Origin of the sequence: Paenibacillus flagellatus (assembly GCF_003217775.1) — a bacterium.
Taxonomy (GTDB): domain Bacteria; phylum Bacillota; class Bacilli; order Paenibacillales; family NBRC-103111; genus Paenibacillus_AB; species Paenibacillus_AB flagellatus.
This window is the reverse complement of record NZ_QJVJ01000008.1, coordinates 135154-161256: the sequence shown is the minus strand read 5'-3', so window position 1 is coordinate 161256 and position 26103 is coordinate 135154. Positions and strand designations below refer to the sequence as shown.

Genomic DNA, 26103 nt, shown 5'->3' with positions numbered 1-26103 from the left:
GATCTCTCCCCTTTGGTTAGGCAACAAACGCGTCATGCGCTCGTCTTCTTCATATTCACGAAGCTGATCGCGAGCTCGCCGGCGGCGGACTTCATCCGGCACGTCCATATTTCGGAGTCCGCGTACTTGACCGAAGCTCCTTCGGTATTGAACGTAATCGGCGGCTCCATCAGCATAAAGTCGGCCAGCGACTGGAACATGCGGAACGAATTGCCCAATATCGTATTCGCCGTCTCCGCCAGGCAGTCCTCCAAGAGCGCTTCTTCCTCCGCCGGCTCGAGCGGATCGAGCACGATCCCGCGAACGAGCGTCCGGGCGAGCCCCTCGTCCATCGTCATGACGAACATCCCTTCCAGCGCTCCCTTCACCGTCACGAAGGCGGTCACGCGCTGAAGCGCCAGCTTGTCCGTCGCATACATCCGGAACCCGTCCTCCGCTTCGATCCGGGTGTCGACGCACTCGTTGAAGTACGACTTCGTATGGTCGATCAGCGGTCGGATCATGACCGGAAACTCGATGTCCGGCAGGCCGGTCAGCTCCTCGTACGGGAGCTCGAACGTGAACGTCGATCCGACGCCGACCGTCGATTCGACTTTGGCGGACCCGCCGAGCCGCTCCGCCTCCGCACGCACCGACGACAGGCCGATGCCCCGGCCCGACAGGTCGGACACTTGATCCCGCGTCGAAAATTCGTCGCCGAAGACGAGCTGGATGACGTCGCGGTCGCTCATCCCGTCCAGCTCCTCCGCCGAAGCCATCCTCCGCTCCAGCGCTTTTTCGCGAATGAGCGCCGGGTCGATCCCTTTGCCGTCGTCGCGGATCGTGACGACCAGGCTTCGGCCCTCGAGCCGAATGTCGCAGTCGATCCGTCCGTATTCGTCTTTGCCGGCCGCCACCCGTTCGTCAGCCGGCTCGATCGCATGATCGACGATGTTGCGGAACACGTGAATGAGCGACCGGGAGAAGTCGTAATACGTCTCCGAATCGGCGACGACCTCCTCTCCGCGCACCTCGAACGGAGCGACGAGCTTCTCCATCCGCTCCGCCAAGCCGGCCACGTAATCCGGATACGATTTGAGCAGCTCCTTGAACGGCCGGTACCGCAGCTTGCGCAAATCGGGCAGCAGCAGCTTGCATTCGCCCGGCGACAAGATGGCGAGCATCTTTTTCTCGATCTCGATTATTTTCGACTTGTCGATCAGAAGCACGTCCTGCTGGACGAGGAACGATTCGCCGAGCACCGACTCGAGCACCTCCACGTCCCGCTGCAGCCAGCCGCGGAAATCCCAGCGCCGGGCAGCCCCCGATACTTCCGCGAGCGTCAGCCCGTCCGAGCTTCGCAGCAGCTCGCTCAGCTCGTTTTCGAGCGCATGCAGCCGTTCCACGACGTGCGTCAAGCCGAACTGGGCGAAATTGCCTTTGAACGTATGGACGTCCCGATACACGTGAAGCAGCTTCGTCCGCATCGGCTCCGGCCCGTTCAGCAGCTCGGCGAGCTCGATGTCGTGGAAGTTTTTGAAGTCGCGCACGCATTCGGTGTAATCCCCGTAATCGACGATCACCTTCACGACCATTTTCAAAATGTTCCGTTCCGCCTCCATCTGGCTTTGCATCTCCCGCTTCTCCGTAATGTCGGTCAAAATCGCCATGAACGACTCCGACGTCTCGTCGTTGGCGTTCGGGATCAGCTTGTAGCCGATATGGATATGGCGGCCGTTCACCTCGATTTCGTCGGTCAAGAGCGGCATATAGACGGATCGCTTGTACGGGTCGGTTTCGTGGAACATTTTCGCGAGCAGGCTTTCGAGGAAACGCTGCTGCTCCGGGTCCCCGAGCGCGATCAGCTCCGGGAACGTGAAATATTCGAGCGATTTGTTGAACAGCTTCGTGCATTCCAGGCTGTAATCCGGATCGATGCGGAAATCGGGACCGAACGTCAAAAACCCTTGGCCCGCGTTGTCGAGCACGTTGCGGATCGCCCGCTCGCTGCGGACGACGCTGCGCTGCGCCTCCTGCAGCAGCTGCTTCGAGCGGAACAGCTCGTCGTTTTGCGCCTCCAGCTCCTCGTTCTGATCCTCCAGCGTCTGCTTCTGCTCCTCCAAAATTTGCGTCTGCTCCTCGAGCGTCGCCTTCTGGTGCCGCAGCAGCTCGTTGTACCCTTTCATCTTCTGCATGATCCGGTTCGTGCCGGCGGCGAGCTCCTCGATTTCCCGGAACGGGCGGTTCAGCACGATTTGGCTGTTCATCGTCGACTCGTAGTCCTCGTCGGCCATCGCGCGAATTTTGGCGTTCAGCTGCTCGAGCGGCGTCAGCACCGGAATCGACAGCAGGCGGCTGATCAGCTTCGTAATCCACATCGCGACGATGACGAGCACGATGAACAGCAGGGCGGCGGCGAGCAGCAGAACCACCGTCACCTGCGGAGCGACGACGGCCGTCACGCTGCCGACCTGCTTGCCGCTAGCGTCGAGCAGCGGGTGGGACGCTTCGACGTTGTAGAAGTGCGACAGCTTGTCAAACCAGAAACCGTTCAGCATGACGAGCCGTTCTTTGTTCGTGAAGACGACTTTATCCGCAATTTCCACCTTGATGTCGATGACGTCCATCTCGGCGTCCCAGTTGACGGTGAACGCCGGATGGGTCCGCTCCTGGTGCTGCTTGTCCAGCTCCTGCTCGATCGCTTCCTTCGCTTCCAGCGGCAGGTAGGTCTGGATTTTGCCCGCCTGCTCCATCCGGGTGCGCCATTCGGCCGCCTGCGGAACTTCCGGATCGAACTGCTCCAGCGAAGCGATGCCTTGCTCCTGCAGAAACGACTCCCCGTTCATCGAGTCGGCCACGGTATGGCTGACCATGTTCGCGGTAAACGCCGACATCGGCTTGAACAAAAAGCTCAGGACGACGATCATGATCAAGCTGAATAACACGATATTGATCAAGGAGGCCAGATTGATCGTCCGGCGTATTCGCTTTTTCAGCGTCCGGCGATTGCCGCCGGAATAAGCGCCGACTACGGCCGGAGCCGTTTTGGGGGACAGGCCCGGTTGCGGGCTTGGGTTAGGTTGGCTCACGACGGATCCTCTTCTTTCGTCAGGCCGCGAAGGCCGATTGTAGGGGCGCGGCACCGGTCGGCGTACAGCCGGGCGGCCCGGTCGTGCGGGTTTTGTCCGGCAATGGCTTCGAACAGCGTCCCGGCCTCCGCCGTCCTTCCTTCATGAAAGGCGGCCACCGCCCGCTCGAACGATTCCCGTGTCGCCAGCTTCGCGCTACGGCTTTCGTCCGGGTCGGCGTCGAATACCTCGTAGATGCCGATCGGCTCGGTTTTGCCTTTTACGGTGACACGGTCCAGCTTGCGGATCCGAAAATCGCCGGGACGGCGCAGCCGGTTCGCCGTATGCTCGGATACCAGCACCGACGTGCCGTATATTTTGTTCAGCTCCTCCATCCGCGAGGCGAGATTGACGGCATCGCCGATGACGGTGCCTTCCATCCGGTTCTCCCCGCCGACGATGCCGAGCATCAGCGCGCCCGTATTGAGCCCGATGCCGATGCGCAGCGGCTCGTAACCGGAGGCGGACCGCCCGGCGTTGATCCGGCCGAGCTCCTCCATCATGGCGACCGCCGCCCGGACCGCCTCGTCGGCGCCTGGATGGAACAGCGCCATGATCGCGTCTCCTATGTATTTGTCGATAAAGCCGCCGTGCCGCTTCACGACCGGCTCCATCGCCATCAAGTATTCGTTCAGGAAGCGGAAGTTTTGCTCGGGCGTAATTTTCTCCGAGAGGGTCGTGAAGGAGCGCATATCCGAGAACAGGACGGTCATATCGAGAAGGACGTGATCGCCGAGCTTGACTTGCGTAATGCTGTCCTTCCGAAGGAAGCTTAACAATTCGTGCGGCACGAACCGCTCGTAAGCGTTCGTCAGCTCGACCTGCTTCAGCTTCGCGAGCCGCTCCTCCTCGTACCCTTTTTCCAAGTTGTCCACGTTTTTGACCATCATATGATGAATCGCGACCACTTGCCGGAACGCGCGGGCGATGCCCTCCTCCGCGTCGCGGAACGCCGCTTCGGGCATTTCGTCGGGAAGAAACCCTTCCGAAATGTCCTCGAGCGTTTCATGGAATTGACGAAGCGGCCGTTCGATGCGCCGGTTGACGAGCTGGCGCGAATAAGCCGCGTACCCCGCGGTACCGAGCGCCAGAACGACGGCGACCGCAGCGGCTTCCCCGCCCGGCGAGACGATGCCGGACGCGGAATCGAAGGGAGGAAGCGCCGCTCCGATCCACCCGATGACGAGTGCGGCGGGCACGACGACGAAACCGCCGAGAGCGGCCAGCAGCTCGAAGTACAGCCGGGAGGGCGGCGACTTTCGGCTCATCCGGTCACCGCGCCGCCACGGAAGCCGGAATATCGGTTCTGCTTCGCCGAAGCTGGCGGACGACCTCTTCGTCGTCGGCGATAAATTCGGCCGTCCCTCCCGCGTGAAGGACCGAATCGATCGTCTCCGCGAAACGGACGAGCACCGTCTCGCTCACCGAGGCCGCGCCCCGGAAATAAAACGCGACCGCCAACGGCTTGACGAACAGCAGCCCCTGCATCGCCGTCCGGACGGATGCGGCGGCTTCCTCCAGCCGGTGGGGATTCAGCGAGACGACGAATTTGCCGTCCCGGTTTTCGATCGCGAACGGATCGGCCCCCGGCTGCGGAGCGTCCCCGGCCGGACTCGCCCCGTAGCGGCTGTCCGTTCCGCTCGGGCGCTCCATCCGCGGCTCCGCTCCCGCGCGGACCTCCGCTTCCGGGCCGAGCAGCTTGTCCACGACGGTCAACAGCTTCTCCGACGTAATCGGCTTGATCATATAATGGCTTGCGCCGTTCTCCATCGCCTCGAACAGCATGCTGCGCTGATCGAAGGCGCTGATGACGACGATTTTCGCTTGCGCGTCCGAGGCGACGATTCGCTTCACCGCCTCGATGCCGTTCATGACGGGCATCGTCACGTCCATCGTGACGAGATCGGGCTTATGCTCCGCGTACGCGCGCACCGCTTCTTCCCCGTTCGTCGCTTCGGCCGCGATCTCGTAGCCGGCCCGGCCCAGTATCGATTTCAAATTTTTGCGCATGACGGCCGAATCGTCCACGATCAATATCCGCTTCATCTCTGTTCTCCTCGCCGGTTGGTAAAAAAAGAAAAATCCCCTTGAACGGGGTCGAGCCTATCTTCTCTCATTCTATTACTTTTCTCCCATTTCGACAATCGACCCCATGTAAAATCTTGTTGGTTCCCGGGACTTACAACCTTTCCCCGACGCCGAATTTGTCGATTTTGCGACGCATCCGCTCGATCTGCATGCGCATGTCCTGCAGCTCCTCCTCGTCGATCATCCGCGCGGCGAACGTCCCGGTTTCCTCCTCCCCCCATTCGCGCAGCCGGCGCCAGAGCCGCCCTGCTCGATCGGCCCACGATCCGAGCGCCCGGCCCACCCCGATCGAGCCGTTCCTCATTCGATTATGCCCTCTATCGCCACGGTTCCCCGTCGTCCACGTCGATTCCATTCCGATCAACCCGCCCTGTTCCGTATAATGATGATTCCAGCTTACCGGAACGCCGCGGCCGGCAAAACGGCCCGGGGACCGTTTCGCTCCCCGACCTTGGTCGAGGAGCCGGCGGGACGGAAGGCGATCCCGATGGATTCGGAAGCGGAAATGAAGTAGGATGGAGGAAAAACGAGAGGGACGGGGGCCATTCCCCCCTCTTTCGGGAAAGGATCGGTGCGCCATGAACAAAACGGACCGGATGCTGGCCGTCGTCCTCGAGCTGCAGCGCAAAGGGACGCTTCGCGCCGTCGATTTGGCCGAAACGTTCGAGACGAGCGTCAGGACGATTTACCGCGACGTCCAGGCGTTGTGCGAAGCCGGCGTGCCGATCGTCGGATCGCCCGGCCAAGGCTATTCGCTTGTGGAAGGCTATTTCCTGCCGCCGATCAGCTTCACGGCGGACGAAGCGGTCACGCTGCTGCTCGGCCTCGACTTCGTCGAGCAGCGCTACGACGAAGCGTATCGCGCCAAAGCCGCCGCGTCCCGGGGCAAAATCGAAGCGATCTTGCCCGACCCGGTGCGCCGGGAAGCGGCGCGAACGCGCGAAGGGTGGCGGCTGATCGCCGCCGGCGCTCCGGCCGACGCCCGGGACCGGGATCTGCTCGAGCCGCTGCGCCGCGCCGTGGCGGAGGAGCGCGTCGTCCGGTTCCGCTACACGAAGCCGCGTCCCGGCGCCGACGGCGAAAGCCGGGAAAGCGAGCGCGAGGCGGAGCCGTACGGGCTCGTCCATGCCGGCGGCCACTGGATGCTCGTCGCGCGCTGCCGGATGCGCGGAGGCATTCGCCATTTCCGGCTGAGCCGGATCGACGGGCTGGCGCTGACGGAGGAGCGGTTCCGGCGGCCGGCCGATTTCAACCTGCACGACTACAAGCCGGACGACGACCGCCGCATCGAAGTGAAAGTGGCGTTTCCGGCGGATATGGCGCCTCGGCTCCGGGAAACGGGATCTTTTTATATGGAATCGATGGAGACGTCTTCGGGCGGCGTGCTCGTGACGCTTCGGGTGCGGCAGCCCGAGGACGTCCTGCATTGGGTGCTCGGCTGGGGAGCGAAGGCGGTCGTGCTGGAGCCGGAGGCGCTGCGGGAAGCCGTTCGCGAACAAATTGAATCGATGCGGAAAAGCTACTGACACGCTGTTGTCAGTAGCGGTCGGGTATAGTGTAGCTATACAACGGTCGACCGCCTCACGCAGGACGGGTAAGCCGAAAAAGCTTCGCTTCGCCAAGGAGCGAGCCACATCCGAAGGGAGCCCGATCAAGATGAACACGAAGCAATCGCTGGAACGATTTGAACGAATCGCGCACGAATACGTCCGACAATTGGACCGCTACGACATGGACCAACTGACCCGCATCCCCGCCGAAGGCGAATGGTCGCTCGGCCAAGTGTACGTCCATCTGATCAACGCGGCGAACCGGATGCAGCTCGGCAACGTCGAGCTGTGCCGCACGAAAGATCCGGACCCGGCGGCGAACGCCGGCAAATCCGAGCGCGGTGAAGCCGCCTTTGCCGCCGGTCGCTTTCCGCCCATCCGCGTCCGCGTCGAGCCGTCTCCGCATTATACGCCGCTTCAGCCGGAAAGCAAGGAGCAGCTGGCGGCGGCGCTTCACGAGCTTGCCGGGCGGATGCGCGACGTCGAACCGACGCTGGCGGACATTCCCGAAACGGCCACCGTTCCGCACCCCGCTTTCGGCGGCTTGAACGCGAAGGAATGGTTCGAGCTCGTCGAGATGCATTTCCGCCACCATCTGCTGCAAAAGGAACGGCTGGACGCGTTTTTGCTGCAGCCTCAATCGTGACGCCGCCGAAATCGGGCGGTCGGGACCGGCGACGCTGGTTCCGACCGCCCGTTCGCGTATATAATGGGACGTAAAGGTGTCGCAGGGAATCGAAGCCAAGGGGCGATGGAACGTTGCTGGAGCTGGAGGGGACGAAATGGATCGTTTGGGTCGGCGCGGGCGCACTTGCCGTCTCGCTGCTCGCGCTGGTCGGGTTGTACCGCTGCAGGCGGGAGGACGAACCGCTGCTCGGGCCGAAGCTGCTCGGTTGTTTGGCATTGGGCGCATTCTCGATCGCTGCCGGCGACTTTCGGTTTCCGCTCGGCTTCGCCGCGTTCGCCCTGCTCTTCTTCCGGCTGAAGCGGATCCGCCGGGCGAAGCTCGGGGCGGCCGTTCTCGGCCTATGCCTGCTGATGCTCTACGGCATATCGCCCTCTATCGAGAACCGGCTGTTCGAGCGCGACCGGAGCATCGCCATGACGGATACGCGTATGGGACGATTCGATTTCGAGAGCCACTGGGGGGACGTGACGGCGGCGTTCGCCGTTTCGGGGGATGCCCGGTTGGAGAAGTTCGAAATGAGCTACGAGGCAAACGGAAAGCTGCTGACGCTCGCGCACGAATGGCTCGACCGCCGGCCGGAAGGGGGCTTCGTCTACTACCGGGCAAGGCTTGACCCCGACGATGCGGAGGTCGTCGTCAGCCGGAGCCGACTGGACGGTCCTTGGATGCAGTATGACCGCTCCGTCCCGATGTCGCGTTTCGCCCGGATGCTTCATGAGGCGGATTGGAGCAGGCTGAGACCGGCCGGGGGGCCGGCGCCGTATTATTATTACAGCCTGAAAGCCGACGGCTCGTCCGTCAACTATGCGATCAAGGACGCCTCCAAGTTCGCGGTATCGGGCGACAAGCTCCAGCCGATCGACAACGCGTCGCTTCCGGTGCAGGGCTACTGGATCCTGGCGTGCGGAGCGTTGACCGCACAAGGCCCTTCTTCCGTCGGGTGCGACGCATGGGCGGACTTTTTGTTCGATTCTTCCTTCGGCAATCCGTAGCCGTTACCGGATAAAACGATCGGCCGTGTCCGGCGTCGGCATCAAGCACGAGTCGCTTCGGCCGAACCAGCGATACCGGTTCCGCGCGACGAAATCGTACACCCGATCCCGCAACGGGGCCGGCACCGCGACGAAGGCGTACAGCAGCGGCCATAGGCCGTTCAGCCGACGTAGCACCTCAAGCCCCGCCCGGGAACGGATATAGGCTCGACCGTCGACGACGAGCATGAACGTGCCCGGCGTCGAGCCGTCGCTTTCGCTCGCGAAGCGTCCGACGGCTTCCGCCGGGTCTCGCTCGCGGGCTGCGGCCTCGCCACGTTTTGGGCTGGCTTCTTGGCCAGTCCCTTCGCCCCGCTCATCTCCGCGACCTTCGCTCTTGCTTTCACCGTTCCTTCCCTCTCCTCCGCTTCGTTCCAGCTCGCGAAGCTTGCGCTTCATCCAGTTTCCGCACCGCGAGGCCGCATCCTCCCAGATCGCCTGTCCCGCCTCCGAATCGAGAGCGGCGAACCGGAACCGCTTGTACGGATCCCTCTCGATGACGAACCGGACGATAGCGCTGCACATGATGCAGGAACCGTCATACAAAATGATCGCGTTTTGCCGCTCCTTCACCCTGTTCGCCATCGTCTCTCCGCCTCTCTTGGCCTATTCGTTCCGCTTCGGATCCGGTAGTGCAAGGTCGACTGCAATTCCGCCATCCATTACGGCGAAGCTTGCATCCGTTCCGCGGTCCTCGCATGCGGTTAGCCCGAGTCCGCTGCGTTACCCACCAAATTTCCGCTCCCTAGTTTCGACGGATGACTAGCCTCGTACCTGCTCCCAAATCGTCCGTTTGAACGTATCCAACGCTTCGTCCGTATCCACCGTATACCCGCACTCCAAGCCGATGAAGCCGTCGAAGCCCGTCTCCCGGATCGCCCGCAAAATGTTGACATAGTTCAGCTCCCCGGTTCCCGGCTGCTTCCGCCCCGGATTGTCGGCGATGTGGTAGTGGGAAATCCGGTCGACATAACCCGTCGCATTGCGAATGACGTTCCCTTCCGTCACCTGTTGATGGTAAACGTCGAATACGAGCTTCACGCACGGGCTGCCGACACGGTCGATCACCTCGACGGCTTCGTCCGATCGTTGAAGGAAATGGCCCGGATGGTTGACCAATCCGTTCAACGGCTCGATCTCCAACGTCACGCCGGCTTGCTCGAGCAACGGAGCGCATCGCTTCAGCGTCTCCGTCATCGTCTCCTTCTGCGTCTCCCGGGATACGGCCGCCAGCTCGTTGCCCGTCTGGGTGATGATCGATCGCGCGCCCAGCCGGCGGCAAGCTTCGATCGTCTCCTTCAGCCCGTCGACGAACGCCTCTCGAAGCGCCGGATCGACGAGGTTGAAGCTTTTCGTACAGACGGCGCTGATGCCGACGCCGAGCCGCTCCTGCTCGCGGGCGACGGCGTTCAGATCGAGGTCCCACCATTTGTAATATTCCAGCCCCTGCAAGCCGTGCTCCTTCACCTTTTCCAAATGGTACGCCGCGTCCCGTCCCGGATACGCTCCGATACAAATCGATAATTTCACGGTGGCCGGCCTCCTCTCTTAGCCCGATCATACCTTGAGATATTCGGAGGATCAAGCCCCGTCTTCGGTTTGCTTTTCGGGCCCGGAGCAGCCGCCCCTCTTTCTCCGCTTTCCGAGTCTGCGCGCCTGTCTCGGTGCGCCTTCCCGTGCAACAGCAAAAAGCGGCCCCCCCAAGCGAGGTTCGCCGCTTCATGATTTATACCGGGAAATAAGCGATCTTCACGCAAACCGGCTTCGAAACCTCCGCCGTATGCCCGGTATACGACAGCTTCCCGGTTGCCGGGTCGACGCGGAATACGACGAGGTTGTTCGAATCGCGGTTGGCCGCGATCAAGACGTCCCCTTCCGGCGACAGCGAGAAATGCCGCGGATGCCCGCCGCGCGTCGACACGTGCTCGACCCGTGTCAGCTTGCCCGTATCCGGATTGACGGCGTAGACGACGATCGAATCGTGGCCGCGGTTGGAGCCGTATACGAACCGTCCGTCCGGCGACACCTGGATTTCCGCGCACGCATTGTCGCCGTCAAAGCCTTCCGGCAGCGTCGAGACGACCTCCAGCGTATGCAGTTCGCCCGCCGCGGCATCGTATCGGAACGACGTGACGGTAGAATCGAGTTCATTGATGACATAGACGAATGTCCCGCTCGTGTGAAAGGCAAGATGCCGCGGCCCCGCCCCGGGCTGCACCGGGGTATCGCCATGATGGACAAGCTGCCCCCGCTCCTCGTCGATGCGATAGGCGCGAATCCGGTCCATACCGAGATCGGGTACGAAGACGAACCGGTTATCCGGGCTGAAAAACGCCGAATGCGGATGCGGCCGGTCTTGCCGCTCCGGGTTCACGCTGTGCCCTTCGTGCTGCTTCATATCGAGCAGCTCGCCGATCGTGCCGTCCTCGCCGACGGCCGACAGGCCGACCTTGCCCCCGCCATAGCTCGCCGTCACGACCCACCGGTCGGTCGCATCGCGTTGAATGTGGCACGTCGTCGTATCGGTCGTACCGACTCGTCTCAGCTCCCGGAGCTTCCCGGAAGCCGGCTCGATTTCGAAGGTCACCGCCGCTCCCATGCGCTGTCCGTCCTCCAGCCGCTCCGCAATCGCGTACAACCGTTTTCGTTCGACGTCCAAACTCAAGAAGGTCGGGTTTTGCAAGCCTCCCACCCGATCAAGCGGCGACAGCGCTCCCGTCGCTTCATCCATCCGGTAGACATAGACCCCGTCATTCGAAGCTTCCGCGTACGATCCGATAAATACAAGCCGCTTCCGTTCGTTGCTCGTCATCATATCCTTACCTCCGCTACTTGTTTTCTCCCTCCTAGAGTACACCCTTGTCCGGAAAAAAAGCAAACGGATCGGCACAAAAAAGAAAAGAGCCCTTGACTTCGTCAAGAACCCTTTCCGATATGCGGTCGGAGAGACTCGAACTCTCACGTCCTAGGGACACTACCCCCTCAAGATAGCGTGTCTGCCATTCCACCACGACCGCAAGCTTGAACGAACAATGGTGAGCCATGTAGGACTCGAACCTACGACACCCTGATTAAAAGTCAGGTGCTCTACCAACTGAGCTAATGGCTCGAACGACTTTCATCCCTCGACTGTCCCAATGAGGGTAATATGACCCGTAGGGGATTCGAACCCCTGTTACCTCCGTGAAAGGGAGGTGTCTTAACCCCTTGACCAACGGGCCACATCTTCTTTGTATCGTCGCCCTTCGAAGCGACAAGAGTTATTATACTCGATATTATGGGCGATGACAAGCTTTTTTTCTGCATATTTTTTCAGCTGTTTGCGGCACCGAATTTGCGTCCGCATCGCGACTTGAACTTCCGGAGCCGGCTTGCGATTCCGTCGCTATTTTCACGTCGGGTGACTGCACCCTTTTCGTCGCCGAAGCGCTGCCCTGAAAGGTGAAGCGCCGCATCCGGCGCTCCGACTCCGCAGCCGATGCGAATCCGCAGCCGCCTCCGGCCCTCAAGCGGCCGTTACTTTTTCCACGTCAGGCTTCCGAATCTTCGACCGTAACGCCCTACTCTCCCATTTTCGCCGGGTATTTCCCCTTTTCCGCTTCGCCAAAGCCCGTCCGCCGCGCGTTTCGCAATCCGGGACGTTTATGATATGCTTTTTTCATTCATGGATGAGGGGATTGAACCGGATGCTGGTATACAATAAAACGACGCGTTCCGTTACGAAAGAAGCCGTCCGCGTCCCGGGACCGGACGAAGTGGCTTGGATTCGGCTGCGCTCTCCCCAGCCGGAAGAGCTGGAGCATGTGCTTCACGATATGTTCCGCTGTCACCCGCTGCTCGTCGAAGATTGTATCAAGATGAACCAGCGGCCGAAGATGGACCGGTATCAGGACCGCATTTTCATTTCGTTCTACGCGTTGAACGAGGATTTGTCCGTCTCCGAGATCGCTACCGTTATCGGAGAAAATTTCGTCATCACCATTTATCGCCACGAGATCCGGTTCTTCGATGAGCTCTATGCCGAGTTCGAGCAGGTGGAAGGCAAAATGGAACACGCCGGGCAAGTGCTTTATCATATTTTGGACCGAACCGTCGACGAATATGTGGATCCGATCAACCGGTACGACGACCGGATCGAGAAGATGGAGCACGCCATTTACCGCAACCCGCACGTCCGGATCGCCCAAAACATATTCAAGATGAAACGGACGATCCACATGCTCCGCCGCAATTTCGTCGAGGAGCGGACGATCCTCGGGGCGATCAGCCACCAAAGCTTCCCGTATACGCGCCCGGAAGCCGACGTGTACTTCGTCGATATTTACGACCACCTGTCGCGCATCGTCGATTCCTTGGACATTTACCGCGATTCGCTTAACGGATTGCTCGAGCTGCAGATGAACATGAAGTCCGACCGGATGAACGAAATCATGAAGACGCTCACGATCGCCAGCACCTTTTTCATGCCGCTTACGTTCATTGTGGGCATATACGGCATGAACTTCAAGCGGATGCCCGAGCTCGATTGGGACTATGGCTATGTGGCGGTATGGATCGTCATGATCGCCGTTTCCGTCGCCCTGTGGATCTTTTACAAGAGGAAAAAGTGGATGTGACCCGTTTTCCGAGCCGCTTAGCTTCTTTCGACGTGCTTTAACAGGAGACGCTCCATGACCTCGGAAAACGGCTTTTGCCGATTGTAGCTTGTAACGGGAATAGAGATTCGACACGCACCCTCGTCCGAAGCGCAACGGCACTCATGACGCGCTGCCTCGGCGCCCCTCATCACGGGCTCGCCGTTCATGGAAACGCCAAAAGCCGCTCCTCAGCGGCTTTTTTGCATTCTCTATGAGAGTGCGGCACTGCACCCTTCGAGCCTCAAGAAACGGCGAAGCAGCTGGCCTCGCCCCACCGCCACCGCCCCTCATGTCCGGCTCCCCTGCCCCGAAAAGAAAAAAGCCGCCATCCGGCGACCTTTGCTTCTACGGAGAGAGAGGGATTCGAACCCTCGCGGCTGTTACACCCTAACGCTTTAGCAAAGCGCCCCCTTCGGCCTCTTGGGTACCTCTCCATATTCGACCCGCTTCCGCGGGAATCGTATCATAAAGGGAATAAGAAAAGCTCCCCGAACAGGACTCGAACCTGTGACAACTCGGTTAACAGCCGAGTGCTCTACCGACTGAGCTATCAGGGAACGTACCATAAAATTATCATTTTTCCGCCGGCAAGTCAAGCGGGATCAATTTCAATCTCCCCCTGCATTTCCCGCATGCGTACTTGCGCGGATCCATGCGGCGCTTGCGCATATACGAGGTGCCGCACGAAACGCATTCCAGCTTGTATTTGTAGGCTTGCGCCCGTTTTCTCGGACCGAGCGACTGGCAATACCGCGAGCCCCCCACTTCCGCAAGCAGCTTTTTGAAATCGGCGTCCTGATGCCTGTACCCTTTCCGCTGCAAATGGAGATGGTAATGGCACAGCTCGTGCTTGATGATTTTCTCGACTTCCTCGGCCCCGAACGCTTCATAATGGTGCCAGCTGATATCGATATCGTGCGATTTCATGAAATACCGTCCCCCGGTCGAACGCAGCCGCCGATTGAACGTCGCCCGATGCAAAAACGGACGTTTGAAATCTTGAAGCGAAATCCGTTCCACCCACTGCTGCAGCAATGCGTCGTCCATCCCGCACTCCTTTCGGCCAGACTTGTATGCCGCCTCAATCCTTACTTGAATTTGTACTCGATCATACGCTACACTGTCAAGTAGAATGACGGGCCAGTCCGCGCCCGTAACGCTGCGCCATCCGGAGAGGAGATAAGATCGTCCCCATGCCGAAAATGAGATATGCCGTCCTGAAGCTCGGCGACGTCCTGGAGTTCGTCGAAATGCCGGCCGACCACGTTTACCAACTGACCGCCCTGAACCGCCGCCTGCACAAAGAACTGGACAAGCTGACCGCATCCGGCGTTCCGAGCCTGCCTCACGTCATTGCCGAGTGCGACGCGCTGGAAGTCGTCGACAATGCCGCCCCCGTTCTTCACGGGCTCGAGTATATGAACCAGCTCGAGCGCGCCTTTGCCAGCCTCGACGAAAAATCGTACCCGCTTATTTCGCTGCTCACCGAGATTCGCGCTTTGCAAGCCCAGCTCGAGCAATGGTACGAGGAAGAGGCCGACGCCTGAATCGAATCGCGGCATCGGATTCGAAAAAGGACCTGCACCGCTTCCGCCTTTCCCCCATATCCTATAGGTAAGTGCACATGGCAACACGACACGCCGAAGGGAAAGGGGATGGAAGGTATGCCGCAGTGGCTTTGCCATCAGCTGGAGAAAGCGTTTCGCAAGAAGGACAAACGGCAAATTCGTCTGCTGAACGACTGCTGGTTTTTTTACCGGACCAAAATAATCGACTCGAAGGAGTCCGTTCCTATATCCCGGCAATAACGCCCCGGAGACGTCGCTTAAAACGTCCCCAGGGCGTTTTTTTGCCGCGTCGGAAAGTAACCCCCCCGACGACCCCGATCACTTGCCGCCGTTCGGATTCCGCATCGTCAAGCCGACGCGCCCTTTTTTCACGTCGACGTTCAGCACCCACACCGTAACCGTATCCCCGACCGAAACGACGTCCATCGGATGCTTGACAAACGTATCGCTCATTTGCGAAATGTGGACGAGCCCGTCGTTTTTGATCCCGATATCGACGAACGCGCCGAAGTCGATGACGTTGCGAACCGTCCCTTGCAGCTGCATCCCCGGCGTCAAGTCTTCGATCTGCAGCACGTCCGTCCGGAAAATCGGCGGCGGCAGCTCCTCGCGCGGATCGCGTCCCGGCTTCTGCAGGCTGTCCAAAATGTCGCGCAGCGTCGGCACGCCGACGTTCAGTTTCGTCGCCAGCGTCTCCGCATCCGCGTGCTGCAGCTTGTCCTTCAGCTCCTTCGAGCCAAGCTGGCTGAGCTCGAGCCGCAGCTCGCGGAACAAACGGTCGACGACCTCGTACGACTCCGGATGGATCGGCGTATTGTCGAGCGGATTGCCCCCTTCGCTAATGCGCAGGAAGCCGACGCACTGCTCGAACGTTTTCGCTCCGAGGCGCGGCACTTTTTGAAGCTGCATCCGGTTTTGAAACTTGCCGTGCTCTTCGCGGAACTTGACGATGTTTTTGGCGATCGTCGCGTTAATGCCGGACACGTACGAGAGCAGCGAGGGGGACGCCGTATTCAGGTCGACGCCGACGTGGTTGACCGCCGACTCCACGACAGCCTTCAAGCTTTCGTCGAGATGCTTCTGCGCCACGTCGTGCTGGTACTGTCCGACCCCGATCGCCTTCGGCTCGATTTTGACCAGCTCCGCCAAAGGATCCTGCAGACGGCGCGCGATCGAGATGGCGCTCCGCTCCGCCACGTCCAGCTGCGGGAACTCCTCCTGCGCCAGCTTCGAAGCCGAGTACACGCTCGCTCCCGCTTCGTTGACGATCAAATATTGCAGCCCGCGTCCCTTCATCTTGCCGATCAGCTCCGCGATGAATTGCTCCGTCTCGCGCGATGCGGTCCCGTTGCCGATGACGATCAGCTGTACGCCGTATTTCTCGATAGCCGCCTTGACCTTGGCCTCCGCCTCGGCGACTTTATTGTTCGGCGGCGTCGGATAGACGACGTCGATGTGCAGCGTTTTGCCGGTTTCGTCCACGACCGCGAGCTTGCAGCCCGTCCGGTAGGCCGGATCGACGCCGAGCACAACCTTACCTTTGACCGGCGCCTGCAGCAGCAAGTTCCGCAAATTTTCGGCGAAAATGTTGATGGCGTGCTCCTCCGCCTTTTCCGTCAGCTCTCCGCGCACCTCGCGCTCGATGGACGGCGCGATCAGACGCTTGTAGGCGTCCTCGATGACCAGCTGCAGTGTGCTTTTGACGACGGAGTCGCCCTTCACGATCTGCTTCGCGATGTAATCGTGGATGCGTTCCGGCGCCACCTCCAGCCGGACCTTCAACACCTCTTCGCGCTCCCCGCGATTGATGGCCAGCGTCCGATGGGGCGGCAGCTTGCGAACCGGCTCCTGATACGCGTAGTACATCTCGTAGACCGATTCCTGCTGCGGATCCTTCGCCTCGGTCGCCACGATGCCGTTGTCGTGCGTATATTTGCGCACCCATGCCCGGATTTTCGCGTCGTCCGCTATGTTCTCGGCGATAATATCCATGGCGCCCTGAATCGCTTCTTCGGCCGTGTGAACCTGTTTGTCCGCGTCGATATACTGCGACGCCTCCTGCTCCAACGAGCCCTGCCGCGGCTGCGCCATGATCCATACGGCGAGCGGCTCGAGCCCCCGCTCCTTCGCGACGCTGGCGCGTGTCTTGCGCTTCTGGCGGTAGGGACGGTACAAATCTTCGACTTCCTGGAGCTTGACCGCCTGCTCGATCGAAGCGCGCAGCTCCGCGGTCAGCTTGCCCTGCTCGTCGATGAGCCGGATGACCTCCAGCTTGCGGGATTCCAGGTTGCGCAAATATTGCAGCCGCTCCTCGATATCGCGCAGCTGCGTCTCGTCGAGCTCGCCGGTCATTTCCTTCCGGTACCGGGCGATGAACGGGATCGTGTTGCCTTCGTCCAGCAGCCCGACCGACGCTTTCACCTTCGAATGCGGGAGCTGCAGTTCCTTCGCGATTTGCTTTAAAATCCGTTCCTGCTGCTGCGCCTTTTGCTCGGCGGTAAGCTCGGTTGCCGCGCCTTCCGTCTCCCGGACGGCCGTTGCCTTCGTTTCGCGCTCGTTTGCCATACTTGGTTCGGTTCCCCCTTAAACTTGTATGCGCCCTTGTAAAAAGCGCTTGTCCAATCCCGTTCTCTACGTTGGTTTCGAGGTCGCTCGTCTGCGCTTGTTACCTGCTTGAATCTTGCGATCGTATCGCGTATGCGCTCGTCTGCTCGGTGCTAGTGCTCACGTCACACGCATCTACCCGGTGCTTGCACTCGTTTCGCGCCGCGCTCGTCTACACGGCATGTTCGGCTTCCGCAAACGTTTCTTCCCTTCCATTCCGAGCGGAACGGTCCCTTATCGGGGTTTATTATACCATATTCCGTTCGGACGGTACGACATTCGCCCGCCCTCGCGATCTCCCAATAAACAGAAAAAAACGAGGGCTCTCCCTCGTCCGTTCTCCGTAATGTTCGATTAAAACTCGATCAGGCCCACACTGATCTGAAGCGCTTCATCGACCTTCCGCATGGACTCGTCGTCCAAATGCGTAATTTTATCGGTAAGCCGCTGCTTATCGATCGTCCGAATTTGCTCCAGCAAAATAACCGAATCCCGGTCGAACCCGTGCGTTTCCGCGTCGATTTCCACGTGTGTCGGCAGCTTCGCTTTTTGAATTTGCGCGGTGATCGCCGCAACGATGACGGTTGGGCTGAATCGGTTCCCGATGTCATTCTGAATGATGAGCACAGGCCGTACGCCGCCCTGTTCGGACCCCACTACCGGTGACAGGTCCGCGAAAAAAACATCGCCACGTTTCACAATCAAGCTCTACACCCCGCTAACTAAGCGATCGAGGGTACCGTCCGCGTCTTCCTCCGCTTGAAAAGCTTCCGCCGCCATATGCAGGTTGATTTTCGCCATTTCCATATACCCGCGCTGCATCGATTCCCGCAAATGACGCTTCTTGCGTTCCATGAGGTACAGCTTCATGGCCTGACGAATGAATTCGCTGCGATTGGAGTTTTCCTTCTCCACGATGCCGTCCACTTCCTGCAGCAAGTAATCCGGCAGACTGATCATGATCCTTTTCGTGTTATGCACATTGGCCACCGATCTCGCACCCCCAAAACATTCCCAAACCAATACTACCATTATGTCGTGCATGAAGTCATTTTATACAAGACCAAGTATATGCTCGGAATATATCACGTATGTATATCCGTCGCAAAAGGTTTTGTCCGCAGCGGCAACCCGGTTGCTTGCGTATCACCGTAGCGTAGACGTTCGGTCTTGCGAAGCGCTCGATTCGTCAAACGTTACCGTCAAGCCCAAGTCCCTTCCCGTTCGGGGAAGATCCGCCTAAAATTGCCCTTTATACGTATTCGCCGCCGACCCTCGAAATCCTCCGCCGTCTCGCGAAAACGGCGCTGGAAAATGTTGCGCCTGTAGCCGGTCTGGCACCGAGTCTCCTCAAAACCGTCTTATCCCGTATATCGGTACAACCCTTCGGCAAATGAATAGATAAATAAAAATTCCAGCAAAAACCTTAGCGCAACAGCGGATTCGCCACGTCGATACGCTGTCCGTTCCTTATATAGATACGCGGCACGCGATGCGAAATCATGCACGTCACTTCGTAATTGACCGTCCCGAGCAGCGACGCCAGCTCCTCTGCGGTAACGACCTCCGAGCCTTGCGCTCCCAGGAGGACGACCTCCTCCTCTTTCGTCGGATTGTCGATGGTGCTGACGTTCGCCATGCACTGGTCCATGCAAATCCGGCCGACGATCGGCACTCGCTTCCCTCTCACGAGCGCGTGCACCTTCTCCGACAAGATGCGGCTGTAGCCGTCCGCGTAGCCGATCGGCAGCGTCGCGATCGTTTCCTCCCCTTTCGTCCGATAAATGACGCCGTAGCTAATTCCCGCGCCCGGAGGCAGCGTCTTGATGTGCGCCATCTTCGTCTTGAGGCTCATGACCGGCCGGAGCTCGACGCGCTCCTTGTTCACTTGTTCGGACGGATACATTCCGTACATGGATATGCCGAGGCGGACCATATTATACGACAAGTTCGGGCAGTCGATGCCGGTCGCGCTGTTCCCGGTATGCAGATAGCGAAAGCTCACCCCGCGCTCCCGAAAAGAGCCGACCACCCGCTCGAACTTCTCATGCTGCTCGAGCGTATAGGATTTATCCGCCTCGTCCGCGCAAGCGAAATGCGTATATACCCCTTCCACGTCCAGCAGCGGGTGACGGAGCGCCCGCTCCAAGAACGCGATCGCTTCCTCGTTCGCCTGAAGCCCGAGCCGCCCCATCCCCGTATCGATCTTGACGTGAACCTTCAGCTTGCTGGGGTCCGTCTGCCGCTCGAGCGCCGCCCACAATTCATCTTGAAACACCGTCAGTGTAATGTCTTCCTTTATCGCAATCGGAAGCCCTTCCGGCGGCGTATACCCCAGCACCAGAATCGGTGCACGTACGCCCGCCCGCCGAAGCTCCAACCCCTCATCCAAAAACGCGACCCCGATATACGCCGCGCCGCAATCAATCGCTTCCCGTGCCACTTTTACCGCGCCATGCCCGTAGGCGTCCGCCTTCACGACGGCCATCAACCCCATGCCCGCCGGCAGCGCCTGCCGAAACGCCCCGATGTTGTGCCGCAGCGCATCCATCGAAACCTCCACCCACGTCGGCCGATAAAACGTCTCCAAGCCGTTCACCTTCTTCTCGTCGCTAGGCCAAGCCCTGACAGCCCGCCTGAAAAACATATAGTCTATGGTAATCCCATCCCCCGGCACTGTCAATGAACAAAGCGGCTCATACGGGAGTTGACGGGGGGACAAAAAAAGGAAATCCTCCACTCGGGAGGATCTCTTGGGTTCATGCCTCAAGCGAAAACTTCGATTACTTACCAACCTGACCAACGACCGATTGTGCAATCCGGATCATTTCCGTCTGCGGCAAATCCGACGTTGACAGCTTGAACTCCACTCCGTCATACGTCCAATGCAGCGTCCGCATTCCTTTTTCTTCGCCGGTTACGACGCCAAGCGTGTAGCCCAGGTCGAGAATATCTCCCGGCAGCGACGTCACCGTCTTGGCCTGCGGCATCGATTCCACCAACGTGTAGTTGTACGTACCGGAGTAACGGAACAAAATCGCCTTGTCTTCGCCAAGCTTCACTTCTTTCAAATCTTGTTTCTTCACGCCCTGCGGTACGTAAATCGGCTCCAAAATGCCGAAGCTTTGTGCAGATGCCCCCGCGGTCTTGTCCGTAGTGCCGGTCTTCTGAACGCCTGTTGCAGTCGGGTCCTGCTTCGTTCCACCGGCGGCAGTTGCCCCTTGCTTGGTGGCATCGGATGCCGTCGCCGACGTCGGCATCGATTGAATATTCCAGCTCGTCATGTTCCGCTGCATGTCGAACGAATCTTTCTCGAACTTCTTACCAAATTCGAATTGCGTAAAGTTCACCGCAACCAGCACATTATTGTTATCGTCCGTTACATGAACTTGCTTCGGCGCGTAATCCTTCTTGTTCAACCATATTTTCTGACGGGACAACAGCCCGTTCTGATAATTGGCCACAACATCGAACACGTAGGCATCCTTTTCTTCCGTAAACTGACGATCGTTGTCCATCACAATGCTCTGCACCAGCGACTGGAACAAATACACTTGTCCGGAATTTTCCGGCCAATCGCTCTGGAAACGGAACATTTTATTCAAATGCGGCGTCAGCACGAACACGCCCTCATCGTTGCGGAGCACGATTTGCGTAATATCCTTCGCTTCGTTCGTCAGCGCGATCCGATAATAATGCGGATTCTGATACCAGACCTCCACATTATACTGCTGCGCTTGCTGCCCCGTCTGAAGCGTCATCGTCCCCGCACCTTGATAGCTGTCGAGCTTCCCGATCACATGATCCAAATCTTTGACAACCTGCTCCGCATTCTTCGTCCCACATCCGGCTGCAATTAGTACAACGCACATCACGACGGCCAGTACCCATGTGACCCGACGCATTCCATCAACCCCTCACACGAAATAGTGATTACTTGTACCATTTGTATGAGGGGGGGTGGACAAATATGACGATAAGGTTTACTGAATAGGAGCCTTCTTACTAGGTTCCGATTTGACCTCTCATCTCCTCGCTTCAACATATATGGAAAGATACGGACATGTATAATCAAAATAACTGGTATTCCTTAAAACGGGTGACATACTTTGTCCATAACCAGATAAATATATATCTTTAAAACCTGCAATCTTTAACATATTAAATAATTTGTCCTTATTCCACCAATTAATATGATCACCGGGATATCGCTTATGAATGTCAAGCGAGCATTTATCAATCGCATAGTCTAAAGCCTGTTCATAAGGCATTTCAGAAAAAATCTTGTCAAACTCTTTGTCACTAATTTTATAAGTACCGGTTATATTCTGGAGTTCCGACGTTTGGCTTGCGAAATTGAATAGAAATATTTGCTTTAAAGTTACATCTTTCATAGGTTTGCTTACATTAACCTTCGCCATGATTTCAGGAGTGCTATAATCCACCTCCATTCTTCTCCAAAAGTTTCTATCGTTATTCAATACCGTCCTATAACATAAATCAATATTCGGAGTCGTTAATCTGATAATTCCATTCTTTTTTAATATCCGATATGCTTCATTAAACATATTTTGAGCTGCTTCATTGGTAATATGTTCGATTGTATGACTGGAATAGACAACGTTCGCCACTTGGTCCTCTATCGGGAGCGGCTTAAGCTCAAGTAGATCGTAATTTATGCCGATTTGGTTGTCCTTATACCAATCATTTTGAAAATCAATGTTTGTCCAAGCACGGTGCACAAATGAGCCTGCGCCAATGTTATAAAAACGTTTCTTTTTTACGTCTTCTTCGCTGAATATTGAAAAATACAACTCCATATCCGGCTTTTCCCTTTTTCGCACCTCATAACCTAGAGCGGAAAAGCCAGTTGAAACTGTTTTTTTTAGAATTTCAAGCATGTCGCACCTCTCCTTATACTTCACTTGCCAATCAAAGAAAGTAGCATCCTTTTTTCCTTTTTCGTAAACGCAACGAACCACATGATTACAATATAGAGAATAGAAATTATCGCTGTTTGTAAGATGAGAGATAGCCAGGTCGTGTCACCAAATCTAGTAATAATCCATGATATACTGCAAATCAATATCATACCTAACGATGTACCCTTGTAAATCCCCTTATATAGGGTAATTAAATTAAGGCCTAATTTTTTATGAATGTATAGTCCTTCCCCAATAGTATAGCCGAATAAAAAGGCAAAGGCAGTTCCAATTGCCGCTCCTATCATTTCAAGCCTTTGGACCAATATTATAGTAATAAGAAGATTAATAGTAGCTACGGCTATTGAAATAAGTGCTTTTACTTTTTGCCTTTCTTTTGCCCACAAGACAATCGACACCACATATTGAACTCTGAAAAAAAATTGGGGAATCAATACGATTATGGCTACGTAATAGGCTGAAATAAATTCACTTCCCGCCCATAAAGAAAAAAAGGGTTTTCCTAAAAAAACAAACCCTACAACGGGTAAACATAAAACGTATAGATTTATGCGCCCTATTTTAATAAGTTCGGACGTTAGCACTTCATTTGGCTCTTTATCGCTTACGATCTGCATAATTCTGGGCATAACTACGTTATAAATTACAATTGCAAGTGATTCGAAAAAGGAGGTAATCATCGTTCCTATCGAATAAATTGCTATTATCGTCGAGGAAGTAAATATGCCTAAAATAATGTAATCCACTGACCATACCAATTGGTAAGCAACCATCTCAATAAAGACGAATCCCGAAAATGAAAAGATGCTTCCAATAAACCCCAAAGTGATTCCTCTTATTTTAGGAACAATTTTCAATATGAATACAATATAAAATGCTGCAATAACACAAAAAACGAGATTTATTATTAGATCGGCTATAACAATTGTATAAGCAGTACCCCCTATCTTTACCAAATAAAATATTGAAGTAAACCGAATTATATTTTTCAGTAAATTAATGCCATTTAGCAAAATATGTTTTTCATAGGACTTAAGCAATGAACCGATACAGTTATAAAACAAATTAATAACCACATTGATCATGCTTACAAAAAACAACAACTTTGCAAGCTCTATCTCTTTATCCGAAAACGTCGGAAATATCGCATGGAAAATATTAGGTGCGACTAAAGCGATAGTTATGATTACCAGAGAGATTGCGGTATAAAAAAATATAATAATCGCAATTAAATTTTGTGTCTTGTTCTTATAATTAGCTCCTCGATATTCCGAAAAATACTTTATAATCGCATATCCCGCGCCCATATCCAACAACATAAAATATGCTGTTATAGTAATAACCAATCTGTATACGCCGTAATCTTCAACTCCCCACATATAGATCATCAGCGGCGTTAAGATTAAAATTGTAACGTTCTGTACGAACATGCTTATATAACCTATTATTACACCGTACTTTCTTTCCATCATCCCCTACCTTCCTTTTTATTCCCAACTTCTAGTTGCTCGTTATAAGCGACTATTTTTCGAAATGATAGGCCGTTTACTTTTAAATGGTCGATAAGAGTGTCGGTTGCTTCAACAATATCGTTTACTTCTTCAAAACGAACCGATGATTTCCCGAACAATTTTAAGCGCACCTTATTAATAACTCTTGAGAAAAAATCCGCTACTGGACCACTTAAGACGGCTCGAATCAAGTTCAGTGTTCCAAGCATTGGATTTAGGCCCTTTAAACGCAACGCGCGATACATACCATTAAGAATTTCCGAATAAAACGCTGGATATTTTGTCAAGCAAAATGCCGCCAGTTTTTCTATATAAAAATATCGAAGTATATCTGGCCGTTTCAAATCATTTAAGGCTGCTACCACGGAATCTGCCCAAATTGTTTCCACACTGTAAAAACGTGGAACTTCTTCGGCCCATGTATAATGATCGTGCCCTCGGAAATGCGGTGCTTCTTCTAACTTACCCGTATGCTTTCCAGTGACTGAATCAATAGATCCGCTGCCCACACACGCGCCGGGTATTGTTAGTGGGTAGTCTATGGCAATCACTTTATCAACAATAGTGGCAAGTGCTACTACGATATAAATGTCAGGGGTTAAGCCTCCAACATACTTCCCTGTCAGTTCACGGATTCTTTCCATGCACTCTCTTTTTACTATACCATGGTATAGTTTGGGAAGATTATTTTTATAATATTTTTGACCGCCTTCCCTCAACAATTTTAATAATTCTTCATTAGCATCGTGTTCTTGGATTTTTCCACTGAAGTGAGCCAATGTCAACGTGCTGCCTCTTACTTTCGTAGCGATTGATGATATATTTGCACCTGGCCATAAATATTGCGCTTGAAGCCCTGGCTTTATTGCACTGATGTCATTATTTTTCGCCCACAACACAGCGTCTAGAATTTCTGGATTTATACCGTCATCATCGCCTATTAAACATAAATATTCACCGGTTGCTAGTAAAATCGCCTGATTAAAATTATCTACAAATGATAACGGTATGCTTTCATAATTATAAACTAAACGATCATCAAAGATATTTTCTCTTACATAATCTTTCAATTCACAAAAATCGCTATTGTCTTGAACAACTAGTTCGAGAGTGTCAGATTTTATAGAAAGTATTGTATTTATAGCACTTATTGCATAAGGTATTCTATTTCTTGTTGGAATTATGATCGATAATAACGGCTGCTTCTGCATAATTTTATTTTCCTCCAATATGGTTTGGAGCTATCTTCTATTTTTTAAAAGCTCATAATACATATTATCAAATTTATAGCTATCTTTATTGATAATGTTGGTGTAAGGAACAAAAGTTTTATTTGCATACTGAATTTTCGTTTGTTTATCCAGTGTACCCAATTCCTTGAAAAAGTACAGACTTGCAAGAATAATCAGGCAGAATGCGAAAATCACTTTGTTTATTTTTTCTCTATAGATATAAAAAATGTTCGGCAATATAATTATGTCCAACAGTTTGCCGTAGATTGAAAGTCTGGCAGCTGTTATCTCAGAGAAGCTGAATATGAAATATATCAACAAGCTTATAACATAAATATTCATTATTCTTCTACACATTTCATTTTGCTTAGCATACACGTCGTAATATATTAATGCGATTGCCAAAAAAGCTATTCTTCCCAAGCCCTGAAAATCCAAAATGTTGATTATGCCGCCAGAATCCATGTACGGAATGATTCTACTGATAAAAGGTAGCCAATTGAAGTTTGTTAATATATTTCCCAATGGCATAAACGAAAAAATCATAACACAGACTGAAAAGTAAAATAATCTTCTTTTTCCTATATTTATTTTGGTTACAAAATATAACGGAAATAAAAGAACAGCAGATGCATGAATCAGAGTCAAAAGTAAAGTAATAACAAGAAATTTAATTGTTTTTTTGTTCTCACTACATTCCAAAAAGTAATAAATTCCGATAGCTAGAGTCAATCCTTGTCTTAAACCGCTGAATGTCCATACAAAATAATAGAAGCAAAAATAAAGAAAAAGTGAAAAAATGGGATTTTTACTATATTTTTTACATATTTTAGATATGAAGTAAATATTGACCGATGCTATCACAATTAAATATATTTGAAAAGGGAGCCCTATACTTTTAAAGATCGAACCTATCAATCTGAAAAGTAATTCCTGATTGTCTAATCCGGCTACTAACTCTTGAATAACTGAAGGGTTCAATCGATTAAATAAGTATTCGTAAGCGAAATAATCTACACCAACACCATATCTAAAAAATGCGACAATCGCAATCAATATTGAGAAGACTTTAAAAGCTATATTTTTTTTATCATTAACAGCAGATAAAACTATCCCTGAGAAAAACGTTATAAAATACATAATA

The 26103-nt window shown here is 54.8% G+C and carries 23 protein-coding genes and 5 tRNA genes; 6 read left to right on the top strand and 22 right to left on the bottom strand.

Features of this window, described 5'->3' with window-relative positions; all coding sequences use genetic code 11:
* Positions 1–32: 32 nt before the first annotated feature.
* The 4 genes from DLM86_RS18340 to DLM86_RS18325 all read right to left on the bottom strand — a co-directional run bounded on the left by DLM86_RS18340 (position 33) and on the right by DLM86_RS18325 (position 5499).
* Positions 33–3068, bottom strand: coding sequence for an ATP-binding protein (locus DLM86_RS18340; protein WP_110841508.1), 3036 nt, complete (start codon positions 3066–3068; stop codon positions 33–35).
* The gene (locus DLM86_RS18335) at positions 3065–4375 is read right to left on the bottom strand and encodes an adenylate/guanylate cyclase domain-containing protein (protein WP_110841507.1); all 1311 of its coding nucleotides are present in this window, start codon (positions 4373–4375) and stop codon (positions 3065–3067) included. Before DLM86_RS18335 ends, DLM86_RS18340 begins: the two co-directional genes overlap by 4 nt.
* A gap of 4 nt (positions 4376–4379) precedes the next feature.
* Positions 4380–5153: a response regulator gene (locus DLM86_RS33010; protein ID WP_110841506.1), complete on the bottom strand. Its 774-nt coding sequence runs from the start codon at positions 5151–5153 to the stop codon at positions 4380–4382.
* A 133-nt stretch (positions 5154–5286) separates the two neighbouring features.
* Positions 5287–5499 (bottom strand): hypothetical protein, encoded by a 213-nt coding sequence (locus tag DLM86_RS18325; protein ID WP_146250245.1) that lies wholly within the window; start codon positions 5497–5499, stop codon positions 5287–5289.
* Positions 5500–5773: 274 nt separating this feature from the next.
* Between DLM86_RS18325 and DLM86_RS18320 the strand changes: the two genes are divergently transcribed.
* From DLM86_RS18320 to DLM86_RS18310, 3 genes are all read left to right on the top strand, one after another.
* Positions 5774–6721, top strand: a complete 948-nt coding sequence (locus DLM86_RS18320; RefSeq protein WP_110841504.1) for a helix-turn-helix transcriptional regulator — start codon at positions 5774–5776, stop codon at positions 6719–6721.
* 130 nt (positions 6722–6851) lie between these two features.
* Positions 6852–7391, top strand: coding sequence for a DinB family protein (locus DLM86_RS18315; RefSeq protein WP_110841503.1), 540 nt, complete (start codon positions 6852–6854; stop codon positions 7389–7391).
* A 113-nt stretch (positions 7392–7504) separates the two neighbouring features.
* On the top strand, positions 7505–8425 hold the full coding sequence (locus tag DLM86_RS18310; RefSeq protein WP_110841502.1) for a hypothetical protein: 921 nt from the start codon (positions 7505–7507) through the stop codon (positions 8423–8425).
* Between the two features lie 3 nt (positions 8426–8428).
* Here DLM86_RS18310 and DLM86_RS18305 read toward each other — a convergent pair whose 3' ends face one another.
* The 6 genes from DLM86_RS18305 to DLM86_RS18275 all read right to left on the bottom strand — a co-directional run bounded on the left by DLM86_RS18305 (position 8429) and on the right by DLM86_RS18275 (position 11685).
* Positions 8429–9049, bottom strand: coding sequence for a thiol-disulfide oxidoreductase DCC family protein (locus tag DLM86_RS18305; protein WP_245954701.1), 621 nt, complete (start codon positions 9047–9049; stop codon positions 8429–8431).
* 177 nt (positions 9050–9226) lie between these two features.
* Entirely contained in the window at positions 9227–9994 is a 768-nt protein-coding gene (locus DLM86_RS18295) for a hydroxypyruvate isomerase family protein (RefSeq protein WP_110841501.1), read from the bottom strand.
* A gap of 196 nt (positions 9995–10190) precedes the next feature.
* The gene (locus DLM86_RS18290; RefSeq protein WP_110841727.1) at positions 10191–11276 is read right to left on the bottom strand and encodes a lactonase family protein; all 1086 of its coding nucleotides are present in this window, start codon (positions 11274–11276) and stop codon (positions 10191–10193) included.
* Positions 11277–11399: 123 nt separating this feature from the next.
* Positions 11400–11481, bottom strand: a tRNA-Leu gene (locus tag DLM86_RS18285).
* A 16-nt stretch (positions 11482–11497) separates the two neighbouring features.
* Positions 11498–11573: transfer RNA gene (locus tag DLM86_RS18280), tRNA-Lys, on the bottom strand.
* 40 nt (positions 11574–11613) lie between these two features.
* Positions 11614–11685, bottom strand: a tRNA-Glu gene (locus DLM86_RS18275).
* 465 nt (positions 11686–12150) lie between these two features.
* Between DLM86_RS18275 and corA the strand changes: the two genes are divergently transcribed.
* A complete protein-coding gene (gene corA / locus DLM86_RS18270) occupies positions 12151–13080 on the top strand; it encodes a magnesium/cobalt transporter CorA (RefSeq protein ID WP_110841500.1) in 930 nt (309 codons plus the stop codon).
* Between the two features lie 369 nt (positions 13081–13449).
* Here the strand turns inward: corA and DLM86_RS18265 are convergent.
* From DLM86_RS18265 to DLM86_RS18255, 3 genes are all read right to left on the bottom strand, one after another.
* Positions 13450–13535, bottom strand: a tRNA-Ser gene (locus DLM86_RS18265).
* 50 nt (positions 13536–13585) lie between these two features.
* A tRNA-Asn gene (locus tag DLM86_RS18260) sits at positions 13586–13658 on the bottom strand.
* A gap of 16 nt (positions 13659–13674) precedes the next feature.
* Positions 13675–14148 carry a SprT family protein gene (locus DLM86_RS18255; RefSeq protein WP_110841499.1) on the bottom strand — a complete coding sequence of 158 codons (474 nt, stop codon included), beginning with the start codon at positions 14146–14148 and terminating at the stop codon, positions 13675–13677.
* A 146-nt stretch (positions 14149–14294) separates the two neighbouring features.
* Here DLM86_RS18255 and DLM86_RS18250 point away from each other — a divergent pair, with 146 nt between their 5' ends.
* Complete coding sequence (locus tag DLM86_RS18250; protein ID WP_110841498.1) at positions 14295–14648, top strand: hydrolase/acyltransferase; 354 nt, start codon at positions 14295–14297, stop codon at positions 14646–14648.
* Between the two features lie 117 nt (positions 14649–14765).
* Positions 14766–14909, top strand: coding sequence for a cortex morphogenetic protein CmpA (gene cmpA, locus DLM86_RS18245; RefSeq protein ID WP_110841497.1), 144 nt, complete (start codon positions 14766–14768; stop codon positions 14907–14909).
* A gap of 78 nt (positions 14910–14987) precedes the next feature.
* Here the strand turns inward: cmpA and DLM86_RS18240 are convergent, their stop codons facing one another.
* The 9 genes from DLM86_RS18240 to DLM86_RS18200 all read right to left on the bottom strand — a co-directional run bounded on the left by DLM86_RS18240 (position 14988) and on the right by DLM86_RS18200 (position 26099).
* Positions 14988–17234: a Tex family protein gene (locus tag DLM86_RS18240; protein ID WP_110841496.1), complete on the bottom strand. Its 2247-nt coding sequence runs from the start codon at positions 17232–17234 to the stop codon at positions 14988–14990.
* Between the two features lie 393 nt (positions 17235–17627).
* Positions 17628–17978, bottom strand: coding sequence for a type II toxin-antitoxin system PemK/MazF family toxin (locus DLM86_RS18235; protein ID WP_110841495.1), 351 nt, complete (start codon positions 17976–17978; stop codon positions 17628–17630).
* A 3-nt stretch (positions 17979–17981) separates the two neighbouring features.
* A complete protein-coding gene (locus DLM86_RS18230; protein ID WP_110841494.1) occupies positions 17982–18263 on the bottom strand; it encodes a CopG family ribbon-helix-helix protein in 282 nt (93 codons plus the stop codon).
* Positions 18264–18699: 436 nt separating this feature from the next.
* Entirely contained in the window at positions 18700–19863 is a 1164-nt protein-coding gene (gene alr / locus DLM86_RS18225) for an alanine racemase (RefSeq protein WP_110841493.1), read from the bottom strand.
* Positions 19864–20056: 193 nt separating this feature from the next.
* A complete protein-coding gene (locus DLM86_RS18220; protein ID WP_110841492.1) occupies positions 20057–21178 on the bottom strand; it encodes a DUF4367 domain-containing protein in 1122 nt (373 codons plus the stop codon).
* A gap of 120 nt (positions 21179–21298) precedes the next feature.
* A complete protein-coding gene (locus DLM86_RS18215; protein WP_110841491.1) occupies positions 21299–22174 on the bottom strand; it encodes a class I SAM-dependent methyltransferase in 876 nt (291 codons plus the stop codon).
* 20 nt (positions 22175–22194) lie between these two features.
* Complete coding sequence (locus DLM86_RS18210) at positions 22195–23688, bottom strand: lipopolysaccharide biosynthesis protein (protein WP_110841490.1); 1494 nt, start codon at positions 23686–23688, stop codon at positions 22195–22197.
* The gene (locus DLM86_RS18205; protein WP_110841489.1) at positions 23685–24938 is read right to left on the bottom strand and encodes a glycosyltransferase; all 1254 of its coding nucleotides are present in this window, start codon (positions 24936–24938) and stop codon (positions 23685–23687) included. Before DLM86_RS18205 ends, DLM86_RS18210 begins: the two co-directional genes overlap by 4 nt.
* A 30-nt stretch (positions 24939–24968) precedes the next feature.
* Positions 24969–26099, bottom strand: coding sequence for an EpsG family protein (locus DLM86_RS18200; RefSeq protein WP_110841488.1), 1131 nt, complete (start codon positions 26097–26099; stop codon positions 24969–24971).
* Between the last annotated feature and the right edge of the window lie 4 nt (positions 26100–26103).

Coding starts and splice junctions, on each gene's coding strand:
- DLM86_RS18335 (WP_110841507.1), bottom strand. CDS start 4,375: ATGAGCCGAAAGTCGCCGCCCTCCCGGCTGTACTTCGAGCTGCTGGCC.
- DLM86_RS18290 (WP_110841727.1), bottom strand. CDS start 11,276: ATGACGAGCAACGAACGGAAGCGGCTTGTATTTATCGGATCGTACGCG.
- DLM86_RS18215 (WP_110841491.1), bottom strand. CDS start 22,174: ATGCTTGAAATTCTAAAAAAAACAGTTTCAACTGGCTTTTCCGCTCTA.
- DLM86_RS18220 (WP_110841492.1), bottom strand. CDS start 21,178: ATGCGTCGGGTCACATGGGTACTGGCCGTCGTGATGTGCGTTGTACTA.
- DLM86_RS18325 (WP_146250245.1), bottom strand. CDS start 5,499: ATGAGGAACGGCTCGATCGGGGTGGGCCGGGCGCTCGGATCGTGGGCC.
- DLM86_RS18250 (WP_110841498.1), top strand. CDS start 14,295: ATGCCGAAAATGAGATATGCCGTCCTGAAGCTCGGCGACGTCCTGGAG.
- DLM86_RS18255 (WP_110841499.1), bottom strand. CDS start 14,148: ATGGACGACGCATTGCTGCAGCAGTGGGTGGAACGGATTTCGCTTCAA.
- DLM86_RS18210 (WP_110841490.1), bottom strand. CDS start 23,688: ATGATGGAAAGAAAGTACGGTGTAATAATAGGTTATATAAGCATGTTC.
- DLM86_RS18320 (WP_110841504.1), top strand. CDS start 5,774: ATGAACAAAACGGACCGGATGCTGGCCGTCGTCCTCGAGCTGCAGCGC.
- DLM86_RS18305 (WP_245954701.1), bottom strand. CDS start 9,049: ATGGCGAACAGGGTGAAGGAGCGGCAAAACGCGATCATTTTGTATGAC.
- DLM86_RS18200 (WP_110841488.1), bottom strand. CDS start 26,099: ATGTATTTTATAACGTTTTTCTCAGGGATAGTTTTATCTGCTGTTAAT.
- cmpA (WP_110841497.1), top strand. CDS start 14,766: ATGCCGCAGTGGCTTTGCCATCAGCTGGAGAAAGCGTTTCGCAAGAAG.
- DLM86_RS18240 (WP_110841496.1), bottom strand. CDS start 17,234: ATGGCAAACGAGCGCGAAACGAAGGCAACGGCCGTCCGGGAGACGGAA.
- DLM86_RS18205 (WP_110841489.1), bottom strand. CDS start 24,938: ATGCAGAAGCAGCCGTTATTATCGATCATAATTCCAACAAGAAATAGA.
- DLM86_RS18315 (WP_110841503.1), top strand. CDS start 6,852: ATGAACACGAAGCAATCGCTGGAACGATTTGAACGAATCGCGCACGAA.
- corA (WP_110841500.1), top strand. CDS start 12,151: ATGCTGGTATACAATAAAACGACGCGTTCCGTTACGAAAGAAGCCGTC.
- DLM86_RS33010 (WP_110841506.1), bottom strand. CDS start 5,153: ATGAAGCGGATATTGATCGTGGACGATTCGGCCGTCATGCGCAAAAAT.